Raw genomic sequence first — 17,963 nt, forward strand, 5'->3', positions numbered from 1 at the left:
CCACAACGGCTCAGATGACAAGGACTCTAACTCTCGGCTGGATCAAACTTCGCTTTCCGTCATAGCCGTCCAAGTCTTCGCATCAGCTGATCATATGGCGTGAGGCCGCTGATTCTTCCTAATGCCTCCAGCCCTTCTTTAGTCCAACCGTAACTCGATTGATTCAGCCCGAGCCAAGCGAGCGCAAACACGGTCGAATCGACCTGATCATCATGTCTGGAGTTTGGAAAGGAAATCAGCTCGAGGATGTAAGCATTGAGCCAGGACGCTTCTTTTGGCAAGAGAACGAAGCCGCCTTCGATCTTCGCTGTCTGCGCTCGCAATCGCATGATTTTATCGCCGTCAATGGCCGGAGCTGCTTGAACCTTAGAAAGTCCTTCTGATCGTAACTCCTGGATCAACGATGTCCCCGAGGCTTTGTCTTCAATGAGTACGATACTCGGCGAATGCAGCGATATCTGATTTTTGACTGCTCGTTTAAGGCTCGGAAAGTCGAGTTTTCGGCGAGACACGTCGAGCAGATACAGGCGGCGATCTTTTAGGCCCCAGGTCGTACAGACGCTATAGTTGGCAAGCTCGGTATCCTTGTTTGCGGTGTCCCAACTTTGAACCACCTGCTCGAATTTCTGCGGCCTTTCAGGCGGTTCATAAAATTTAAGCCATTCGCGCTTGACGATATTTCCAGACGGCGGCTCTGGATTCTGTTGAAATTGTGCGGCGAAGTTATACTCGGTCATTCCGCGACGTAGCAGTTCTAGTTTGTCCCGTGACACGAGATCGGGTTGCAGCGTGTCGCCATCGTTTCGGAGAAAGCGCCGGACACCATACGGTGTACGAAATTCGTAAATTTCATCACGTTCTGCAATGGCAGGAATTGAGAGAACGTCCCAGGTTTCATGCGCCGTGACATGGCCAACCAGGTCATCAACATGCAGGCGCTGCATGACAATAATGATCGCTCCGTCCTCCTGACTATTAAGGCGGCTACGAAGCGTGTTGTCGTACCACTCGTTTACAGAACCTCGCCGATTATCCGACAGCGCATCATCGGCCTTGAGGGGGTCATCGATAATGATGATGTCAGCGCCGCGACCTGTTATGCCGCCGCCGATCGACGCGGATAGTCGATACCCGCCAACCGTTGTTTCGTACTCGGCAATCGCCTCGCTCGAAGGTCTGGTGTCAAACAGAGCCTGATAAAATGAACTTCGCATCAACTCTCTTGAATCCCGGGCAAGTTTGTCCGAGAAGTCTTGCGCATACGTGACGATCAAAATCCTCTTAGACGGATCATGCCCCAACAGCCACGCTGAAAAGGCAATGGATGTTGCATGGGATTTAAGGTGGCGTGGCGGGATATTGATGATAAGACGCTTGCACGCGCCCCGTCTGACGTCTTCTAGCTTTGCCGCCATCACTTCGATATGCCAGTTTGATAGAAATCTGGTCGAAGAGTTTAATTGCAAAAACGATCGGTGGATAAAGGCACAAAGGTCGTGGCGCAGGAGTTCTGCGTACATTTTGTCGGGCGAGGGTGCCATTTTATTCTGCGGCCCCCTCTGTGCGGCATTGCTTCATTCGCTCATAGATCGCGCGCAAAACTTGGAGGTCTGGCTCGCCTAGCGGGAATTGTGCAGGCCTGGAAGCAGAGGCCCGCATTTCCATCTCGTCGACTAATTCGACGAATTTTCCCATGGCTTTCTGGTCGCCAGTGGCTCCTTTGGTTGCGAGCTGCATCACCGTGGCTTGCAACTTAGATATCTTGCGTGATTTTCCATTTATCGTCACCGTAACTTGGTCGGCGGCGGCTTCCATGACGATGGTTTTAAGATTCTTCGACCCCGGCGGTCGTCCCTTCTCGTTGCCGCTGGTGCCTTTCTTAAATTGGTATTCCTTGGGCGGATTACGGCCAGGCTTTGGAGCGGCTGAGTTTTCTTGCTTTTTCCTGATTATCTTTTTCCTTGTTTTTGCCAACTCGCTTCCCTCCATGGCTAAACCGTTCAGCGCTCACTTGTTGGAAATCAAGCTTGGAGGCGGCATGAATCGCCTCGATGCCGTAGACTTGCTTGAATCTGCGAATAATGACATCCGCGTAGTGGGGATCGATTTCAATTCCGTAGCCCCGCCGACCCGTTTTTTCTGACGCGATCAGCGTCGTGCCGCTACCCGCGAAGACATCGAGGACAATTCCCCCCCCGCTTGGAGCAGTCCAGAATCGCATCGGCCACCAGCGCGAGCGGCTTGACGGTCGGATGCATGGCGAGCTCTTCATCACGGTTATTGCCGAAGACATTTACACCGCCATATTTCCAAACGTTTGTGCGAGTGCGGCCAAAACGTCCGAGCTCTACATTGTTGATGTGAGGCGCGGTGCCGTTCTTCATTACAAACACCAGTTCATGTTGCGATCGATAGAGACTTCCCATTCCGGCATTGGTCTTGGTCCAGACGCAAAGGTTCTTGAGCTCGCTATATGGCTTCGCTGCAGCTTCCATAACCTCATAGATGTGTCTCCAATCCATACAGATGAAATGAATGGAACCGTTGGTGCTGGAGCGGACGAGATGTTCAAACGTCGCCTGGAGAAATCTGGTAAATTCGGGCCGGGTCATTTCGCCAGAGGCCATGGCAAATTCGCGGTGTTTTATTCGACCCAGACCGGAAACGTGGCCAGCAATGGCCACGTTGTAGGGAGGGTCTGTGAAGACCATTTGCGCCTTTTTTGATCCCAGAAGCGCGGCGTAACTGGTCCGAGATAGGGCATCACCGCAAAGCAGGACGTGATCGCCGAGTAGCCAACGATCGCCGAGCCGCGTAACGGCGGGCGCGGCGCGATCGATATCGGGTAATTTATCGACCTCATCGTCAGCCTCTGTCAGTTCGCTAACGAGAATGTCGATTTCCGCGGTCTCGAAACCTGTGACCGTGACATCAAAATTCAAGTCGACAGATATCTCCTGGAGTTCTAGCGCCAGAAGTTTGTGGTCCCAGCCAGCATTTTCAGCCAGCCGGTTGTCGGCAATGACGTATGCGCGAATTTGGCTGGGGGACAGGTGATCAACACGCACGGTTGGAATATCGCCCATGCCGAGGAGTTTCGCGGCTTCGACCCTGCCGTGTCCTGCAAGGATCTTGTTTGCACCGTCGATGAGAACGGGATTGACGAAACCGAACTCCTTTATGCTAGCAGCGATCTGCTTGATCTGCTTTGCCGTGTGAGTGCGGGGGTTTTTTGGCCGCGGTTCGAGGGCGGCGGGAGCCTTGTATAAAATTCTCAGGGCTGCCAACGGCGGACCTCCAATACGCGGCAGCGACGTCATTGTGCGCCGCTTACCTGGCGATGAATCGATTGAGATCTACTGGCCCCAGGGTTTGCCGATCTTCCGCTGTTATTGGGGTCGTGCGTCCCCTGTTATTTAAAGCTCATCCCCTGTTATTTCGAAAAAAATGCCCTGATACTTTGTTTCGATATTTGCTTAAAAAGCCCAATAAATGCTGCGCTTTTGAACAGAGGCCGTCGTTCCTTGAGCCAATAGGCGTATTTTCCCCTGTATTTTCCGGAAAAGCTCTGGAGACCGGTTCGCATCCGACTGCGTCCGCCACCATTTTACTAGCAATGTCAGAACGATACATTGCGCCGTTTCGGTTCGCTCCGTAGTCCTGCCCTTGGGTAAGCATGGGGTAAGCAGCAGCGAGCGAAAGATGACCTCACAATGATTCTTGGACGTGCGTGACGTTTGCACCAGTGTCCTAAATTACTTTTGCTGCGCGGCTAGACCCGCTTCAGGGGCTTCATTGAAGCCTGAACTGCCTCCCAACTGGCTGGGATTTCCATCCCCTAATGGAGAGGTCCAAATGTCCAAAGACACAAACAAGCGCGAGCGCGAGAAGATCGAACGGCACCTTGAAAATATTGGCCTGCGTCCGATCGATGATCGACCTTTATGCATTATTTGCCAGAACCCGATGCCTCGTCATCAAGGGCCGGTCTGCGACGCTTGCGACTGAAACAGAAGAGGCCGTCTCACTGGGCGGCCTCTTTCATTTGCGGAAGGACTAGGCCGGATCGACATTCAGGATTCCCAAGCGGTCTGATCGCTGATTTCATAGGGTTCCGTGATTCTGGCACGGAGCTGCACGATGGGGATCAAGCGGTATGAGCTGAGCGATCGGCAGTGGGCAACGATTGCACCGTTGCTGCCAGGCAAGGCGGGTGATCCAGGGCGGACGGGAGCGGACAATCGGCTGTTCGTGAACGGCTGTCTGTGGGTGCTGCGCTCCGGCGCGCACTGGTGTGACTTGCCGGAGCGTTATGGCAAGTGGAAGACGGTGCATCGGCGGTTCAGCCGGTGGTGCCATGCCGACGTGTGGGAACGGGTGTTCGCCACCCTGACCGCCGACCGCGACAACCAATACCTGATGCTCGACAGCACCATCGTTCGCGCCCATCAGCAGGCGGCCACCGGAAAAGGGGGGCCAAGGATCAGGCGCTGGGGCGGTCCCGAGGTGGACTGACCACCAAGGTCCACATGCTCGCCGATGCGCTGGGCCGCCCCTTGCGTGTCATCGTGACCGCCGGGCAGGTCGGAGACATCACGCAAGCCCCCGTGCTGCTCGAAGGCCAGGCCGGGGACGCCGTGCTCGCCGACAAGGCTTACGATAGCAACGCCTTGCGGGCCCTCATCGCCGGCATGGGCGCCGAAGCCGTGATCCCGTCAAACAGGACGCGCAAAGTCGTCATCCCGCATGACGCCGACCTCTACAAACACCGCAACCGGATCGAGCGCTGCTTCAATCGTCTCAAGCACTTTCGCCGCTTCGCCACCAGATACGACAGGCGCACCGTTCATTTCACAGGCTTCATCCACCTCGCCGCAGCCATGATCTGGCTGCGCTGAATGTCGATCCGGCCTAGAGCATCGGGTAGTCAATTGAATCCGTATCCTACGGCTTTGAAGTAGTTTGAGCACTCTTGCGGAGAGAAGAGCGCGCAGATGTTGCCGATGGCTTTCCAGAGAGCGTCGATGGTTCTGGCTGCGGCGGCTCGCAGATGAGCTTTCAGTTTTGCGAAGGCCATTTCGATGGGATTGAGATCCGGGCTGTAGGGCGGCAGGAACAGGAGCCACGCGCCCCGTGCGCGGATGGCTTTTTCGGCCTTCTCGCTCTTGTGGCTGGAGAGATTATCCAGGATGACGACATCACCGGGCCTGAGGGCGGGCGCGAGTTGGGTGTCGACATAGGTCTCGAAGATGATCCGGTTCATTGGGGCATCGATAACCCAGGGGGCGACGAGGCCATCGCACTTGAGGCCTGCTACGAAGGTCTGCGTTTCCCAGTGACCGAATGGAGCCTTGCTGTTCAGCCGCGTTCCTTTCAGCGATCGTCCACGCTGGCGAACCATCTTGGTGGTGGTGCCGGTTTCGTCAATGAAGATCAGCCGCTCGCGCTGCTTGCGCATGATGGGCTGGCGGCCCGCTTTCCATTCGGCCCGAGCCTTGACCAGTTCAGGCCTGTCTTGTTCGCTGGCCCGCAGAGTTTTTTTTGAAGCTGAGCCCGCAGGCGATCAAGAACTTCGACAGGTTCGACGGGTCTGCTTTGACGCCCTTGGCCTTGGCGAGTTTTTCCGCCAGTTCAGGCATGGTGATGTCGCTCTCGGCCGCGACTGTCGCAAGAATGAAGTCGCGGTGCTGACCGAGTTTGCCATGCCGGAACCCGCCACGCGGACGCGGATCGACCCGACCCGTCTCCCGCCAGCGCCGCATCAGCTTCACCGCAAAAGATACCGAAGTCCCAAAACGGGCAGCAGCCCCATGGCACGAGTTCCCCGCCTCGACATAGGCAACAACACGCTCACGCAGATCGTTCGACAAAGGATGCGGCATGGCAAATCACCCCCGCAGACTTTGAATCACCTTGAGCCTCGTTTGTGAATCCGCCGCGATTCCAAATGATCGCCCGACGCTCTAGCGCGAGAAGTCGTCGAGCACGGTCGAGAGGTAGTACCAGCCCCAGCCAGTGATCTTGAGGTAGGTGAAGTCGGTCTGCCAGAGCTGGTTGATGGCGGTGGTCTTGTCCTTGAACTCGTTCGCCGCCTTGATCACCACATAGGCCGGGCTGGTGATGAGGTCGCGCGCCTTCAGCAGCCGATAGACCGAAGCCTCGGAGACGAAGTACTTTCTCTCGTCGGTGAAGCGAACCGCCAACTCCCGCGGTGACAGTTCCGGAAGTTCCAGCGCCAGTCCAATGATCTGGCCTCGCACATCGTCGGGGATGCGATTTCAGACCCGGTCCGGCCGCGACCGATGATCGGCCTCAACGCTGCCCGCGCGGTAGCGATCGTACCAGCGATAGAACGTGGCTCGCGGGATGCTGAGCTTGTCCAGCGTGCGCCTGGCCGGCAGATGCGATTGCTCGACCAGCTCGATGATCTCAGCCTTCTCGGACGCTGGATATCTCATGCCTCGTCCTCCCCATCTCTCACCCGGCAGGGGAATGCGAAGCATTCACCGATAGGACCCGTTCAGACTTTTTTTGAGCAGGCGATTCTCCAGGGTGAGATCGGCCACGACCTCCTTGAGGGCGGTGGCCTCGCGACGAAGGTCCTTCACCTCGCCGGACGTGGCAGCACGGGCGGTGTCTCCCGCCAGACGGCGCTTGCCGGCTTCCAGGAACTCCTTCGACCAGCCGTAATACATCGAGGCGGCGATGCCCTCGCGGCGGCACAGCTCGGAGATGTTCTCCTCGCCGCGCAGCCCTTCCAACACGATACGGATCTTCTCTTCCGCCGAATACTGCCGGCGAGTCTGGCGCCGGATGTCCCTTCAGCACTTGTTCTGCCGGCGCTTTGCCCGGTCCGGATTTCTGTTTCATCGGCGCTCCTTGCGGCTACGATGAACCAGAAATCCTCCCTCCGTGAAGTCCCTCAATTGGTCTCAGGGGCCCTGACGGCGAACATTTTTTTGGGCGCGTATACTGAAGCCGGGCGTCAACCGCGTGAGATGCAGCTGTTTCCATTGGCACGAGAGCCGACGTTTCTGCTGACAGGTCGCACGCAATCTCTATTTCTTTCGACGCATGGTCTCTCGCGAGCGTTATGTATGCATAGTGATCGTAATCGGCTACAAGAGAAATCGAGTATTTGCCGACTGTCTAGCTTCACCGATGCTGGAGATTCTCAGATCTCAATCAACCGCGCCATGCGCGGTCTCCTTCGCGCTTACGACGGAATGCGAGATTGGTGGTGACCATCATCGATGGTACCGTCGTAGACTTGGCCGATCAGTTGCTATAGAACGCCGCCAGTATTCTACCGGCCCTCCTGTCGCCGATGTCAGGAGCGGTTTGTAGGAAATTAGTCAAAAATGGATTTTGAGCCTAAGACGTCGTCGAATGTGAGCGTCGTGCCGCGCTTCATCACATGGGCGGCGCGTCGGCTGAGAATCAGGTCAAGATGGTACGGTGCCAATCCATATCCTGGCCGAATTGCGCGGATGTTGCACTCAGTGAAGACCTCACCCGCGGCAAAGTCCTCGACCACGTAGAGCGAACGACGATCTGAGAGGGAAAGCTGGTGACCGAAAAGGTGAAAACTCGGCCGCGCGCTACGAGTCGGTCATGGCATTCCTTCAGCGCGGCGACGGTTACAAAGGGAACTGTTGGATAAAGACAGCAGGCCAATTTGGCCGGCTCGCCTTGGTTGGTGAACCAGGAAAGCGCGTGAGTTACGACGTTGGTGCCGGCCCTAGTCGTTGGAGAGCGCATCTGGACTCAGGAACGGGATCTCCGCGCCTTCGTGCGCCGCAACTTCTGCAATCTCAGGGTAGGCGGTGGAGACGATCACATGGTCGAAGACACCGGTGTCATCCGCAGCGGAAATTGGCCAGGCTATGATCGGACGTCCGTGGAACGGGCGAATGTTCTTCCTCACCGCTTCGACCCGCCACGGGCGGGGATAACGGCGAGTTTCAAGACAGCCCTTTGAAGAGAATGAATTCAATTCTCTTATAGTCCAATTTTGGCTAACCACCACCACTTGCCCCTTCGTTGATTTAGTCTGACTGACCCGTCATTGACATCGCGCGGACTTCGGTTACGCCATTCCCAGGTAAAGAGAGAGGTCCAAGTGTTCAACGGCAAATCCGTATTTGTTTCCGGTGGTACGGGCTCTTTCGGACGCAAATTTGTGAATATACTACTCGAGCGCTACGACTTGGCGCGCCTCGTTTTCTATTCACGCGATGAGCTCAAGCAATTCGAGATGCAGCAGGAGGTAAACGCGCCCTGTATTCGCTGGCTAATCGGCGATGTACGTGACGGTGCGCGTTTGATCGAAGCGACGCGTGGGATTGACTATCTCGTTCATGCTGCCGCTATGAAGCAGGTGACAGCATCTGAGTATAATCCAATGGAATGTATCCGCACCAACATTCTTGGCGCGGAGAACATTGTGGCAGCCGCGCTTGCCAACGACGTTGAGCAGGTGGTCGCGCTCTCAAGCGATAAAGCGGCTAATCCGATCAACCTGTATGGCGCCACCAAGCTTGCATCGGATAAACTGTTCATTGCTGCTAACAATATGGCAGGCAAACGACGTACCGCCTTCTCGGTCGTGCGCTACGGTAACGTTGCCGGCTCGCGCGGATCGGTCGTCCCGTTTTTCGAAAAACTGATAGCGCAAGGCGCGACGTCATTGCCGATTACCGACACCGATATGACTCGTTTCTGGATATCGTTGCAGGAAAGCGTCGACTTCGTTCTGAAGTGCTTCCAACGTATGCATGGCGGCGAGATCTTTGTACCGAAGTTGCCGTCGATCCGGATAGTTGACCTTGCAACGGCGATGGCGCCGCACCTGCCACAGAACTTGATTGGTATCCGGCCGGGCGAAAAGCTGCACGAGATATTATGCCCTGCGGATAATAGCCATTTGACGCTTGAATTCGGTGATCATTATGTAATTCGGCCGTCGATCAAGTTCCACGATCGCGGTTATGATTATTCGGAGAACCGTCTCGGTGAGACTGGTGCTCCTGTAGCGCGGGGTTTCGAGTACAACTCCGGTACAAACCCCGTCCTATACTCCGTGGAACAAATCCGGGAATTTTATGAGCGGGCCAAGACATGATTCCCTATGGTCGTCAGGACATCTCTAGCGCCGATGTCGAGGCGGTCGTCGAAGTCCTTCGGTCAGACTTCCTAACCCAAGGGCCGATGGTCCCCAGGTTTGAGGAGACGTTGGCGCGGGCAGTCGATGCGCCTGAAGCGGTAGCCTTTTCCTCGGCGACTGCGGCGCTGCACGTCGCCTGTCTTGCGCTCGGGCTCGGCCCATCGGATCGACTCTGGACGGTGCCGAACACCTTTGTGGCATCCGCAAACTGCGGTCTCTACTGCGGAGCGATCGTCGATTTCGTCGATATCAATGCCAAGACCCGAAACATGGATGTCGAGGCACTAGCCACCAAGCTCGAAGCGGCCGAGCGCGACGGCACCCTGCCGAAGGTTGTCGTTCCAGTGGACTTCGCCGGTACTTCCGCAGATCTTGCCTCTATCCGCCGGCTGGCTGACCGATACGGCTTCCGCATCCTTGAAGACGCGAGCCATGCCGTTGGCGGATACTACCAGAATCGGCCCGTCGGTTCGAGCGAGCTCGCTGACGTTACCGTTTTTTCCTTCCATCCCGTCAAGATTGTGACGACAGGAGAAGGCGGTGGGGCGACCACGCGTTCTGCCGAGATCGCCCATCGCATGCGCCTGCTGCGCAACCATGGCATTTCGCGCGATCCCGCTGATATGACCGCTGTTCCCGAAGGCCCTTGGTACTACGAGCAGGTGATGCTCGGCTTCAACTACCGTATGACCGACATCCAGGCGGCGCTCGGTGTGAGGCAATTTGATCGCCTCGCCAAATTCGTTGCCCGGCGGCAGACGATCGCGGCGCGTTATCACGAAGGGCTTGCTGGTCTTCCCGTGATTCGCCAGTTCGTGCCGGAGGGCACTCTCTCGGCGTTGCATCTATATGTCATTGAACTGGATGAAACCGTGCGGCGTACTCGCGCTGAGGTTTTTGCGGCGATGCGCTCTTCAGGTATCGGCGTCAACGTCCATTACATCCCGGTCCATCTGCAACCATGGTACCGGGCCTTGGGATTCGCCCGTGGCGACTTTCCGGCTTCCGAAAAATATTACGACTTCGCGCTGACGTTGCCTATTCACCCAAACTTGAGCGCCGAACAGCAAGATTACGTTATGGAACGGTTATCTCACGCGCTCGAAACTTGAACGTGATCTTTTCGGGTTGGTTTGCGCGATCAAAAATTTGAAAAACAGATCGCAGGGATCTTCGTGGCACCATGAATATTGGCGAGTTTCTGAAAGAAAATCGGCGATTCTGGACATCCTCTACCTCGCCCAAGTCTGACCGCGTTATAATTCTTGACCTTTATCACAATGCCAATGTGCACTCCCACCTGTTCGCAAATTGTGTAATTGCAAAGTGCATACAGCACATATGGGGAGGTGAAATCGTCGGGATTTTCGCCGATGACTTTGGTGATGTTCGAAGGACAGACGTTGAAGCGAACCAGGCGCTCGCTCGCTCGTTTGGCGTCAGTCGCTTTTACAATATTTCCGAATTTCGCAATCGTCGCCTGTCTGATCCGGTCTGGTCAGCCAATGCAGAGAGTGACCTTCGCAAGCGACTACAGGGTAAATCGGGATCCTCGCTCAGGCAAGCAATTCGGTCACTGTCAGAACCGAAATCCCCACGACGCGGTCTTCTGATTTACAATGAATTTCTGAGACGATTTGGCTTCGGCACCATCGACAATTTGAGCGACGAACTCATCGCAGTTGCAAAGCTCGTGTTGGCCGACTACGAGGCCCTTCCCATGATGTTTGGAAAGTCCTCAATTCGAGCGAGTGTATTGGGGCACATTTGCTATTCGGTATCGGGACAGCTGGCTGATTTTTCGGCCATGCACGGCGCACCAACATTCCTGGTAGAACAGTATATCCCAATTGCTGTTACGCGATATCGGGATCTAACCGACTTGTCGTCCGGTCTTCCCAGCGACTGCAAAGAGATGCTGGAAAGGTGCGCTTTCGATCGAGCTCTACTGGATGATCCCAGGCTTGACCTATTCGACGGCGCTGTTGAAGGCACGCTGGCGCGGACTATCGACCCGCTATTGAACCGTGAAGTTGTTGATCAGCTACCGGTTTCTCGCGAGGCCTTCCTTGAGAGCTGCGGTGTTAACCCCGAGAATCCTACGGTCTGCGTATTTGCGCATGCGTTTCAAGACGCCCCGCTGACGCGGCCAAAGCAACTATCGGACGATTACTGGCAAGCTGTTGTCGACGTCGTTGACCTTGCGCGGCAACTGACACATCTCAACTTGATTATTAAGCCGCATCCGCTGAACGACAGCTATGATGGGAAGCGTTCGTGGGATTCGCTGCGTGAATACTGCGCCGACATCAGAAATATCGGATTTGCAAATGGCGCCCTCAGCGCTGGTGAGGTCATGAAGCATTGCGATGCTGGTCTCACGGTTCGTGGAACGGTTCTCTACGAAATGGCCGCGGCTGGACATAGAATGATCGCGACGGGCGAAGATAAGTTTTCTGGCCTTGGTATTATCGAGGAGGCATCTAGCATGGAAGCTCTGAGGAGCATTCTGTTGAATGTGTCGCGAAAGACTTGGTCGATGCCGGTGGATCAGCGTCGGCGCGCAGTGGCTTATTCCTACTGCATGCTCCAGGGATTTCGCAGTAAATCGATTTTAGTTCCCGATAAGCGTTGGGCTCCTGAAGAATATTTTCGCAGTGCGACGCTGGCGTTGTCGAATTTTAGATTGGAAGAAGATCCCCTCTTCATAAATCTAAAGTCGTTTCTCCGGGATGACTTGCCAATGCTGGTTTCGAGAGAGGCATTCCCGTGAAGAGTTCGAAGCGATTTTGCAACCAGGATTAATCTCTTCCGGACTCTGTTCAGCCGACGATCGTCACGCGATCATTGACCACTTTAGCGCTTCGCCATAGGCGATGTCGCGCGCGGCGGTGCGGCCGATGACGTCGGGTAGATGCTTTGGCGGCAGGCCAAAGCCGGGCCGGATCACGCGGATATTCTCGCTCGTCAGAAGCTCCCCCGCCTTGATCGGCTTGACTGCGTAGATCGAACGGCGAAACCGCGTGTTGGCCTTCTCGCTCTGGACGAGGCCATAGTCGACAAATCCGAGCGCTAACCATGCCGACTTGCAGTCGTCGACCAGCCGCTTGAACTCGTGCGGTTCGAGCGAAAACGCTGCGTCTGGACCACCGTCGGCGCGCGAGATCGTAAAATGCTTCTCGATTATGGAGCCGCCCAGCACGATCGAGGCGACGCAGGCGGCAGAGCCCGGCGCATGATCGGAAAGGCCGGACACGGCGTTGAAGGCCTGGCCGAGATGCGCCATCGTGCGTACATTCGCTTCCTCGATCGGAGCCGGGTAGGCACTGGTGCAGTGGAGCAGCGCGATGCCGCCGGCGCCGTTGCTGCGCGCCGTTTCGACCGCCTCCTCAATCTCGCCGAGATTGGCCATCCCGGTCGAGATGATCATCGGTTTGCCCTGTTTGGCGACATATTTGATCAGCGGCAGGTCGATCACCTCGAACGATGCGATCTTGTAGGCGGGCGCATCGAGCCCTGCGAGCAGGTCGACGGCGGTCTCGTCAAAGGGACTAGAGAAGATCGTGATCCCAAGCTCACGCGCCTTCGCGAACATTTGCCCATGCCATTCATATGGTGTGTGAGCCTGCTGGTAGAGCTGGTGGAGCTTGTAGCCGTCCCACAGGCCGCCCTTGATCAAAAACTCCTCGCCATCGTGAGGAATGGTCATCGTGTCGGCCGTATAGGTCTGGATCTTGATCGCGTCAGCGCCGGTGGCGGCGGCTGCTTCGATCAGCTCCAGCGCCTTCGAAAGCTTGCCGTTATGGTTCGCCGACAGTTCGGCGATGATGTAAGGAGGACAGTCCGGGCCGATCTTGCGCCCCCCGATGGTGAGTTCCGGGCTCTGCATCACAATCTACGCTCCTGGTGCGAACTGGAAGGCTCGGTTCGCAGCAACGAAACTCCCATCGCCGCGCAAACCTGATAAACCAGCCGCCGAGGCGGCAAAGCTGCATCGAGGTTACCGCAGGTTTTGACGATTTTCACAAGTTATTTCAAGTTCTTATAGGTTTTGTCCTGCGCGAGTTCAAAGGCGCTGCTCAGGAAGCCGGAGCACAAGCCGGGTTGCATCAGAGTATCCAAAAGGGCGGCGGAAACAGCGCCCAACGAATCAGCCCGGTTGCGCCGAAACGCCCGCAACTCGGCGGGTGCAACGATTTCAAGTTCAGAATATTCACGATTCTCAAGCGCCGCGAAGCGGCGCTGGATTTGCGCGGTCGATGAGGCGATCGCGAGCATGATTCCGACGTCGATGACGTGGCTTTGCGGATCCTCGACGAGCGCAACGGCTCTGGAATGCGCCGACAGCTCGGACGCTCCGATGCCGGTTTCTTCCTCGAGCTCGATCAGAATGCATCGTTCGAGGCTCACCTGTCCGGCCGACCCGACTGCCGCGTCGTCAACGCCGCCTGACGGCACCAGCTCCCAGCACCCGGCGTCCATCTCCGAGCGACCGCTGCGCCGGCCGAATAAAACGCCATCCGAACAAGATAGGATACCTGTGACGGCGAGCGGTTTGATCTTCAGCGCGGCATGAAGGCTCGGCTCGCGCCGTTGTGCGAGGAAGTAGCGGTATTCCGAAATCCAGCCAACGATCGTTTTGGCATCGCAATAATCGACGCTGAACAATCGCCCGTTGTAGAGATCGTGGGAGCGCAGCTCTTTTTCGCGCTGCCAGATTTCGCCCACGCGCGCCTCGATGTCTGGGCCGATGGTTGGCGCTGCCGCTCCCAGCGTTACTCTCGGCTCCGACTGAAGCAGGTGAACATTCAGCATGCCGGTATTCTTCCAAGGAGATCGGTGAGACGTTCGATGAACACGACCTGACCGGGCCACCCGGCGCGATCGTTCGGCGGCGCCAATGCCCACGTTTTGAGCCCCGCGGCAACTGCCGACATCGCGCCGATGCGGGAATCCTCGACGGCATGCGACAGGGCGGCCGAGCAATTCAGCCGCCTCAATGCCCTGATGTAGGGTTCGGCAGCGGGCTTGCCTGCGCTTACCTCATCGCCGCCGACGACATCGTCGATCTTGTCGGCGAGCCCTCCGAATGCGAGCCATCTTTGCGCGGACAATTTGGGCGACGACGTAACTACGGCGATCTTCAACCCGCACGTCCGGGCGTGCGCTAGCAATTCATATGCGCCGGCAGCGGGACGCGCGCTTTGCTGCGCCTGCGACACCATGGCTGAGTATTTTTGCAGGAGATCGGCCGGTGTTCCGGGCAGCTTGTGAGCCATCCTCAGCCGTTCGATAATCACGCCAAGCGGCGGTCCGTTGAGCCGCTGAAACTCGACCTCGTCGCCGCTCGCGCCGAAGGAGGCGAGGAAGGAACGGTAGACGTTTTTCAGCGCCGTCAGGCTGTCAGCGAGCGTGCCGTCAAGATCCAGAAATAGGCCGCTGTGGAGCGGGCTGGCGTCAGCTTCCGGCATCAAGGTTTCCGACAGACAAACATCCGGCCTTGCCCAAAGGCGCCGAAGGCGCTCGATATCTCCGCCGATACCGCTATGCTGAGCTGGGTTGCCGCGTGGACCAGCGGATGGTCGTAATCTACGGTGCCCCCATTGATAGCCGGGACCAGCACATAGAGCATCAGGTCGTGAAGCGAAATGAAATCCTCGATCTCGACCTCAAAGCCGAGCGTTTTGAGGTGCGGCAGGATGCGTGTTTCGTCGAAGAACAGGTTGAATTCGGCGGGCGTGCGCGCAGGCATGTCCAGCAAGGTGCGGCAATGATTTTGCCGATCATAGGTCGCCATCGAATTCTCGATCATGATCAGATGTCCACCTTCCCGCACCCTTGCGGCAAGGTCGGTGATGGCACGCATCTGCAGTTCGACCGATTCGATGTTAATCAGGCAGCGATCGGTAAAAACGACATCGTATTGCGCCAGCAATCCTGACGCCGCCGAAAGTTCGAGCGCATTGCCGATTCGGAAGCTGGACCTGTCCTGGAAGCCGTTGGCAACGGCTGCTTCACGCGCGGCGTCGATCATTTCCGCGGTATAGTCGATGCCGTCGAGTTGCATGCGCGGGAATTGTGCGGCAAGGCCAAAGCAATTCAAGCCATTGCCGCAACCGACTTCGAGAACGTGTGCCGGCGCATCGCCGAGCCCGATCGCAGACATTCGGCGCGCCAATGCGTCGATCTCGAGCATCTTCGCGGTTCCGGTTCTGGTGGTGGCGCCGAGCGCGGTGCCGAATTTCGATGCCCAATCCCGCCAATGAGCCCTGACCTGCTCGCGATCCATAATAGCCTTTTCCATTTGCCTCTTCCGCGGCTCGCCTGACATTGCCGAGGGTTTAATAGCTCTCCTGCACGCCCAGATCCAATGGAAGGAACGTTGGTCTTCAGCAGGTTCGTGACGAGAGTGCGTACAATGCACGGTCTCCAGATCTCATCAAAGGTGCTTCAGTGCGGCCACGGTTCTGAAGATGTACTCTTGGTCAGTTTCAGACAGCGTCGGGAACATCGGCAGAATCAGAATTTTTCGATAGACCGCCTCAGCGTGAGGGTAGAGGCCGCGGGCTGGTAATCAGGAGCGCCGAATCCTGAACCGGAAAAGCCTTCCCGTGAATCCCAGCACGAGTCAGTTCAATCCAAAAATACTCTAATATGCTGCCGGCGGGCATTGGAATATGGCAAGGCAAGTTCATCAATCCATGGGACTATCGAAAATAGTATGGTCCGCCGCTCGTTGTGGTTGTAAGGACCATGCGAACTTCAAGGGGAACTAGCACGTATGACCCGGATCACAGCACAAGAGGAATTCTGGGCCGGGGAGTTTGGCGACAACTACATCGACCGGAATCAAAGTCAGGAAGTGCTGGCCGCCAAAATCGCGATGTTTGCTCGAATTGTCCAGCGATGCAGCAATGTCCGGTCGGTTCGAGAGCTTGGCGCCAACATCGGCCTTAATATTCTGGCCCTCAAGACCCTGCTTCCATACGCAACGTTCCAAGCCATCGAAATAAACAGCCAGGCCTTCGAAAGGCTAGCGACGATACCCGGAATAGCTGCTTCCAATACGACGTTGTTCGAACCAGTCGAGTGGTCAAGCGTCGATCTGGCGTTTACCGCCGGTGTCTTGATCCACATCAATCCTGACATGTTGCCGGTGGCCTATGAAAGGCTCTATGAGGCCAGCAATCGTTATGTCCTCGTGGCGGAGTACTACAATCCCTCCGTGGTCGAGATCAGCTATCGCGGTCACAGTGGCCGTTTGTGGAAGCGGGATTTTGCCGGCGAGATGATGGACAAGTACCCTGATTTAAAACTTGTCGATTACGGGTTTATCTATCATCGAGACCCGGCATTCCCTGCTGACGACCTGACGTGGTTCCTGATGGAAAAGCGGTCCTGATTAATCCGCCAATACAGCATCAGCGGGTCGTTGCGATCTGCACTACGCACACCGCCAAGATATTGGCGCGCGGTTGTTACGGAGCGGCTATGCCGTCGACTATGCGAAGTCCTCCAAGGGTCGATATAAAGCGGAGCAGCTAGCAAAGACCGATCGAGCCGGGATTTGGAACGGAACGTTCACGAATCCTTGGAATATCGGCGCGCTACATCGATAGGCTTGCCAGGTTGAGTATTTCACAGGATTGCCGGAATGCGTTTGACGATGTTAGGAGAGCACAGCCTTCGAGGATATATCGTGCTAGCAGTCCAAAACGACTTTGATCTGCTTAACAGCGCTATCGACCGCCGAAACTTGCGAACACATCGCTCTATTAACAATCCACGCTGAGCCTGCCGATGTTCCCGCAGCCATCTGACGAAGACGTCGACTATGTGATGAACGCCGGTCTCGGTTTCTACGATGCCGAATGAAGTTGTAATCATCACTCAGGCGCGCATGACGAGCACTCGTCTCCCGGGCAAGATCTTGATGCGCGCCGGGGAACGTACACTTCTTGAAACGCATCTCGATCGCCTCGCCGATGTCGGCGTGCCCGTGATCGTCGCGACGACAACGAATCTCTCCGACGGTCCCGTTGTCGAACTTTGCGCCGCACTCGACGTTCCGGTATTTCGCGGCAGTGAGAATGACGTACTGGAACGTTACCAAAGAGCGGCGCGCGCACACGAGGCTCGCCACGTAATCCGCGTGACGTCGGACTGCCCACTCATCTGTCCAGACGTGATTTGCGCCGGCCTCGACGTCTATTTGGGCTTGAAGAGCGAGTCCATTTATCTCTCGAACGGCGAAAGGCGGACCTATCCTCGCGGCATGGATTTCGAAATTTTTTCCCGACGCTCGCTCGACTTCGCCGCGGAGCATGCCAGGCTTCCGTCCGAGCGCGAGCATGTGACAGGTTGTATTCGCACGTCGATGCCAGATATTCGCCACGAGCACTGCACGGATGAAGAAGATCTCAGCGACTGGCGCATCACCGTCGACACCGTCGACGACTTCAAACTCGCCAAACTTTTGATTGAAGACCATCATGCGGCCGAGATGGATTACCCGGGCTTAAAGGCTTTGCTGAAAGCGCACCCGGAGCTCATGAAAATCAACTCTCACATTCAACAGAAACCGATCTAAGGAGCTGACATCGTTTCGCCAAGAAATCACCATCGCGAATCGCAAAATCGGAGCGGGCCATCCACCGTTTGTTATCGCGGAGATGTCCGGCAACCACAATCAGTCGCTCGTGTCCGTCGTCAGATGATTTGAGACGGATCAGGGATTTCCGAAATTAAGTTGAGTGATTTCAGTCGCATGTGATTCAATCGTGGTTGCGAGCTACGA

13 protein-coding genes and 4 pseudogenes are annotated in these 17,963 nt (G+C 56.3%); 6 read left to right on the forward strand and 11 right to left on the reverse strand.

Features of this window, described 5'->3' with window-relative positions; all coding sequences use genetic code 11:
• Positions 1 to 59: 59 nt before the first annotated feature.
• From terL to NHAM_RS06050, 3 genes and pseudogenes are all read right to left on the reverse strand, one after another.
• Positions 60 to 1,541 carry a phage terminase large subunit gene (gene terL / locus NHAM_RS06040; protein WP_011509714.1) on the reverse strand — a complete coding sequence of 494 codons (1,482 nt, stop codon included), beginning with the start codon at positions 1,539 to 1,541 and terminating at the stop codon, positions 60 to 62.
• A 1-nt stretch (position 1,542) separates the two neighbouring features.
• Complete coding sequence (locus NHAM_RS26505) at positions 1,543 to 1,989, reverse strand: DUF5681 domain-containing protein (protein WP_157043546.1); 447 nt, start codon at positions 1,987 to 1,989, stop codon at positions 1,543 to 1,545.
• Positions 1,904 to 3,320: pseudogene (locus NHAM_RS06050) on the reverse strand (site-specific DNA-methyltransferase). The gene NHAM_RS26505 and the pseudogene NHAM_RS06050 overlap by 86 nt, the downstream one beginning before the upstream one ends.
• Positions 3,321 to 4,140: 820 nt before the next feature.
• Between NHAM_RS06050 and NHAM_RS24660 the strand changes: the two are divergent.
• A pseudogene (locus tag NHAM_RS24660) lies at positions 4,141 to 4,898 on the forward strand (IS5 family transposase).
• A 29-nt stretch (positions 4,899 to 4,927) separates the two neighbouring features.
• On the opposite strand, the gene NHAM_RS24665 reads toward NHAM_RS24660, so the two are convergent.
• From NHAM_RS24665 to NHAM_RS24675, 4 genes and pseudogenes are all read right to left on the reverse strand, one after another.
• Positions 4,928 to 5,882 (reverse strand): IS630 family transposase gene (locus NHAM_RS24665; RefSeq protein WP_430707698.1). Its coding sequence is split into 2 segments (ribosomal slippage): positions 4,928 to 5,564 and positions 5,563 to 5,882, totalling 957 coding nucleotides; the frame shifts between segments, so codons are not numbered across the junction.
• Positions 5,883 to 5,966: 84 nt separating this feature from the next.
• Positions 5,967 to 6,870 (reverse strand): annotated as a pseudogene (locus NHAM_RS24670) (transposase); the annotation flags it as partial.
• 481 nt (positions 6,871 to 7,351) lie between these two features.
• Positions 7,352 to 7,540: pseudogene (locus NHAM_RS29235) on the reverse strand (SAF domain-containing protein); the annotation flags it as partial.
• Positions 7,541 to 7,741: 201 nt separating this feature from the next.
• The gene (locus tag NHAM_RS24675; protein ID WP_081434961.1) at positions 7,742 to 8,032 is read right to left on the reverse strand and encodes a cytidylyltransferase domain-containing protein; all 291 of its coding nucleotides are present in this window, start codon (positions 8,030 to 8,032) and stop codon (positions 7,742 to 7,744) included.
• Between the two features lie 90 nt (positions 8,033 to 8,122).
• Here NHAM_RS24675 and pseB point away from each other — a divergent pair, with 90 nt between their 5' ends.
• The 3 genes from pseB (at position 8,123) to NHAM_RS06100 (ending at position 11,939) form a co-directional block, all read left to right on the forward strand.
• Positions 8,123 to 9,124: a UDP-N-acetylglucosamine 4,6-dehydratase (inverting) gene (gene pseB, locus NHAM_RS06090; protein WP_011509718.1), complete on the forward strand. Its 1,002-nt coding sequence runs from the start codon at positions 8,123 to 8,125 to the stop codon at positions 9,122 to 9,124.
• On the forward strand, positions 9,121 to 10,278 hold the full coding sequence (gene pseC, locus NHAM_RS06095) for a UDP-4-amino-4,6-dideoxy-N-acetyl-beta-L-altrosamine transaminase (protein ID WP_011509719.1): 1,158 nt from the start codon (positions 9,121 to 9,123) through the stop codon (positions 10,276 to 10,278). Before pseB ends, pseC begins: the two co-directional genes overlap by 4 nt.
• Positions 10,279 to 10,349: 71 nt before the next feature.
• Entirely contained in the window at positions 10,350 to 11,939 is a 1,590-nt protein-coding gene (locus NHAM_RS06100) for a hypothetical protein (RefSeq protein ID WP_011509720.1), read from the forward strand.
• A 63-nt stretch (positions 11,940 to 12,002) separates the two neighbouring features.
• On the opposite strand, the gene pseI is transcribed toward NHAM_RS06100, so the two are convergent.
• The 4 genes from pseI to NHAM_RS06120 all read right to left on the reverse strand — a co-directional run bounded on the left by pseI (position 12,003) and on the right by NHAM_RS06120 (position 15,470).
• Positions 12,003 to 13,055, reverse strand: coding sequence for a pseudaminic acid synthase (gene pseI, locus NHAM_RS06105; RefSeq protein ID WP_011509721.1), 1,053 nt, complete (start codon positions 13,053 to 13,055; stop codon positions 12,003 to 12,005).
• A gap of 140 nt (positions 13,056 to 13,195) precedes the next feature.
• Positions 13,196 to 13,981 carry an NUDIX hydrolase gene (locus NHAM_RS06110; protein ID WP_011509722.1) on the reverse strand — a complete coding sequence of 262 codons (786 nt, stop codon included), beginning with the start codon at positions 13,979 to 13,981 and terminating at the stop codon, positions 13,196 to 13,198.
• Positions 13,975 to 14,637 carry an HAD family hydrolase gene (locus NHAM_RS06115; RefSeq protein WP_011509723.1) on the reverse strand — a complete coding sequence of 221 codons (663 nt, stop codon included), beginning with the start codon at positions 14,635 to 14,637 and terminating at the stop codon, positions 13,975 to 13,977. Before NHAM_RS06115 ends, NHAM_RS06110 begins: the two co-directional genes overlap by 7 nt.
• Positions 14,637 to 15,470, reverse strand: a complete 834-nt coding sequence (locus NHAM_RS06120; RefSeq protein ID WP_245270022.1) for a class I SAM-dependent methyltransferase — start codon at positions 15,468 to 15,470, stop codon at positions 14,637 to 14,639. The genes NHAM_RS06115 and NHAM_RS06120 overlap by 1 nt, the downstream gene beginning before the upstream one ends.
• A gap of 477 nt (positions 15,471 to 15,947) precedes the next feature.
• On the opposite strand from NHAM_RS06120, the gene NHAM_RS06130 reads away from it, so the two are divergent.
• Both NHAM_RS06130 and NHAM_RS06135 read left to right on the forward strand, forming a co-directional pair.
• Positions 15,948 to 16,568, forward strand: coding sequence for a pseudaminic acid biosynthesis-associated methylase (locus tag NHAM_RS06130; protein ID WP_011509725.1), 621 nt, complete (start codon positions 15,948 to 15,950; stop codon positions 16,566 to 16,568).
• A 462-nt stretch (positions 16,569 to 17,030) separates the two neighbouring features.
• Positions 17,031 to 17,756 carry a cytidylyltransferase domain-containing protein gene (locus NHAM_RS06135; protein WP_011509726.1) on the forward strand — a complete coding sequence of 242 codons (726 nt, stop codon included), beginning with the start codon at positions 17,031 to 17,033 and terminating at the stop codon, positions 17,754 to 17,756.
• Positions 17,757 to 17,963 lie beyond the last annotated feature (207 nt).

Source organism: Nitrobacter hamburgensis X14 (genome assembly GCF_000013885.1).
Taxonomy (GTDB): domain Bacteria; phylum Pseudomonadota; class Alphaproteobacteria; order Rhizobiales; family Xanthobacteraceae; genus Nitrobacter; species Nitrobacter hamburgensis.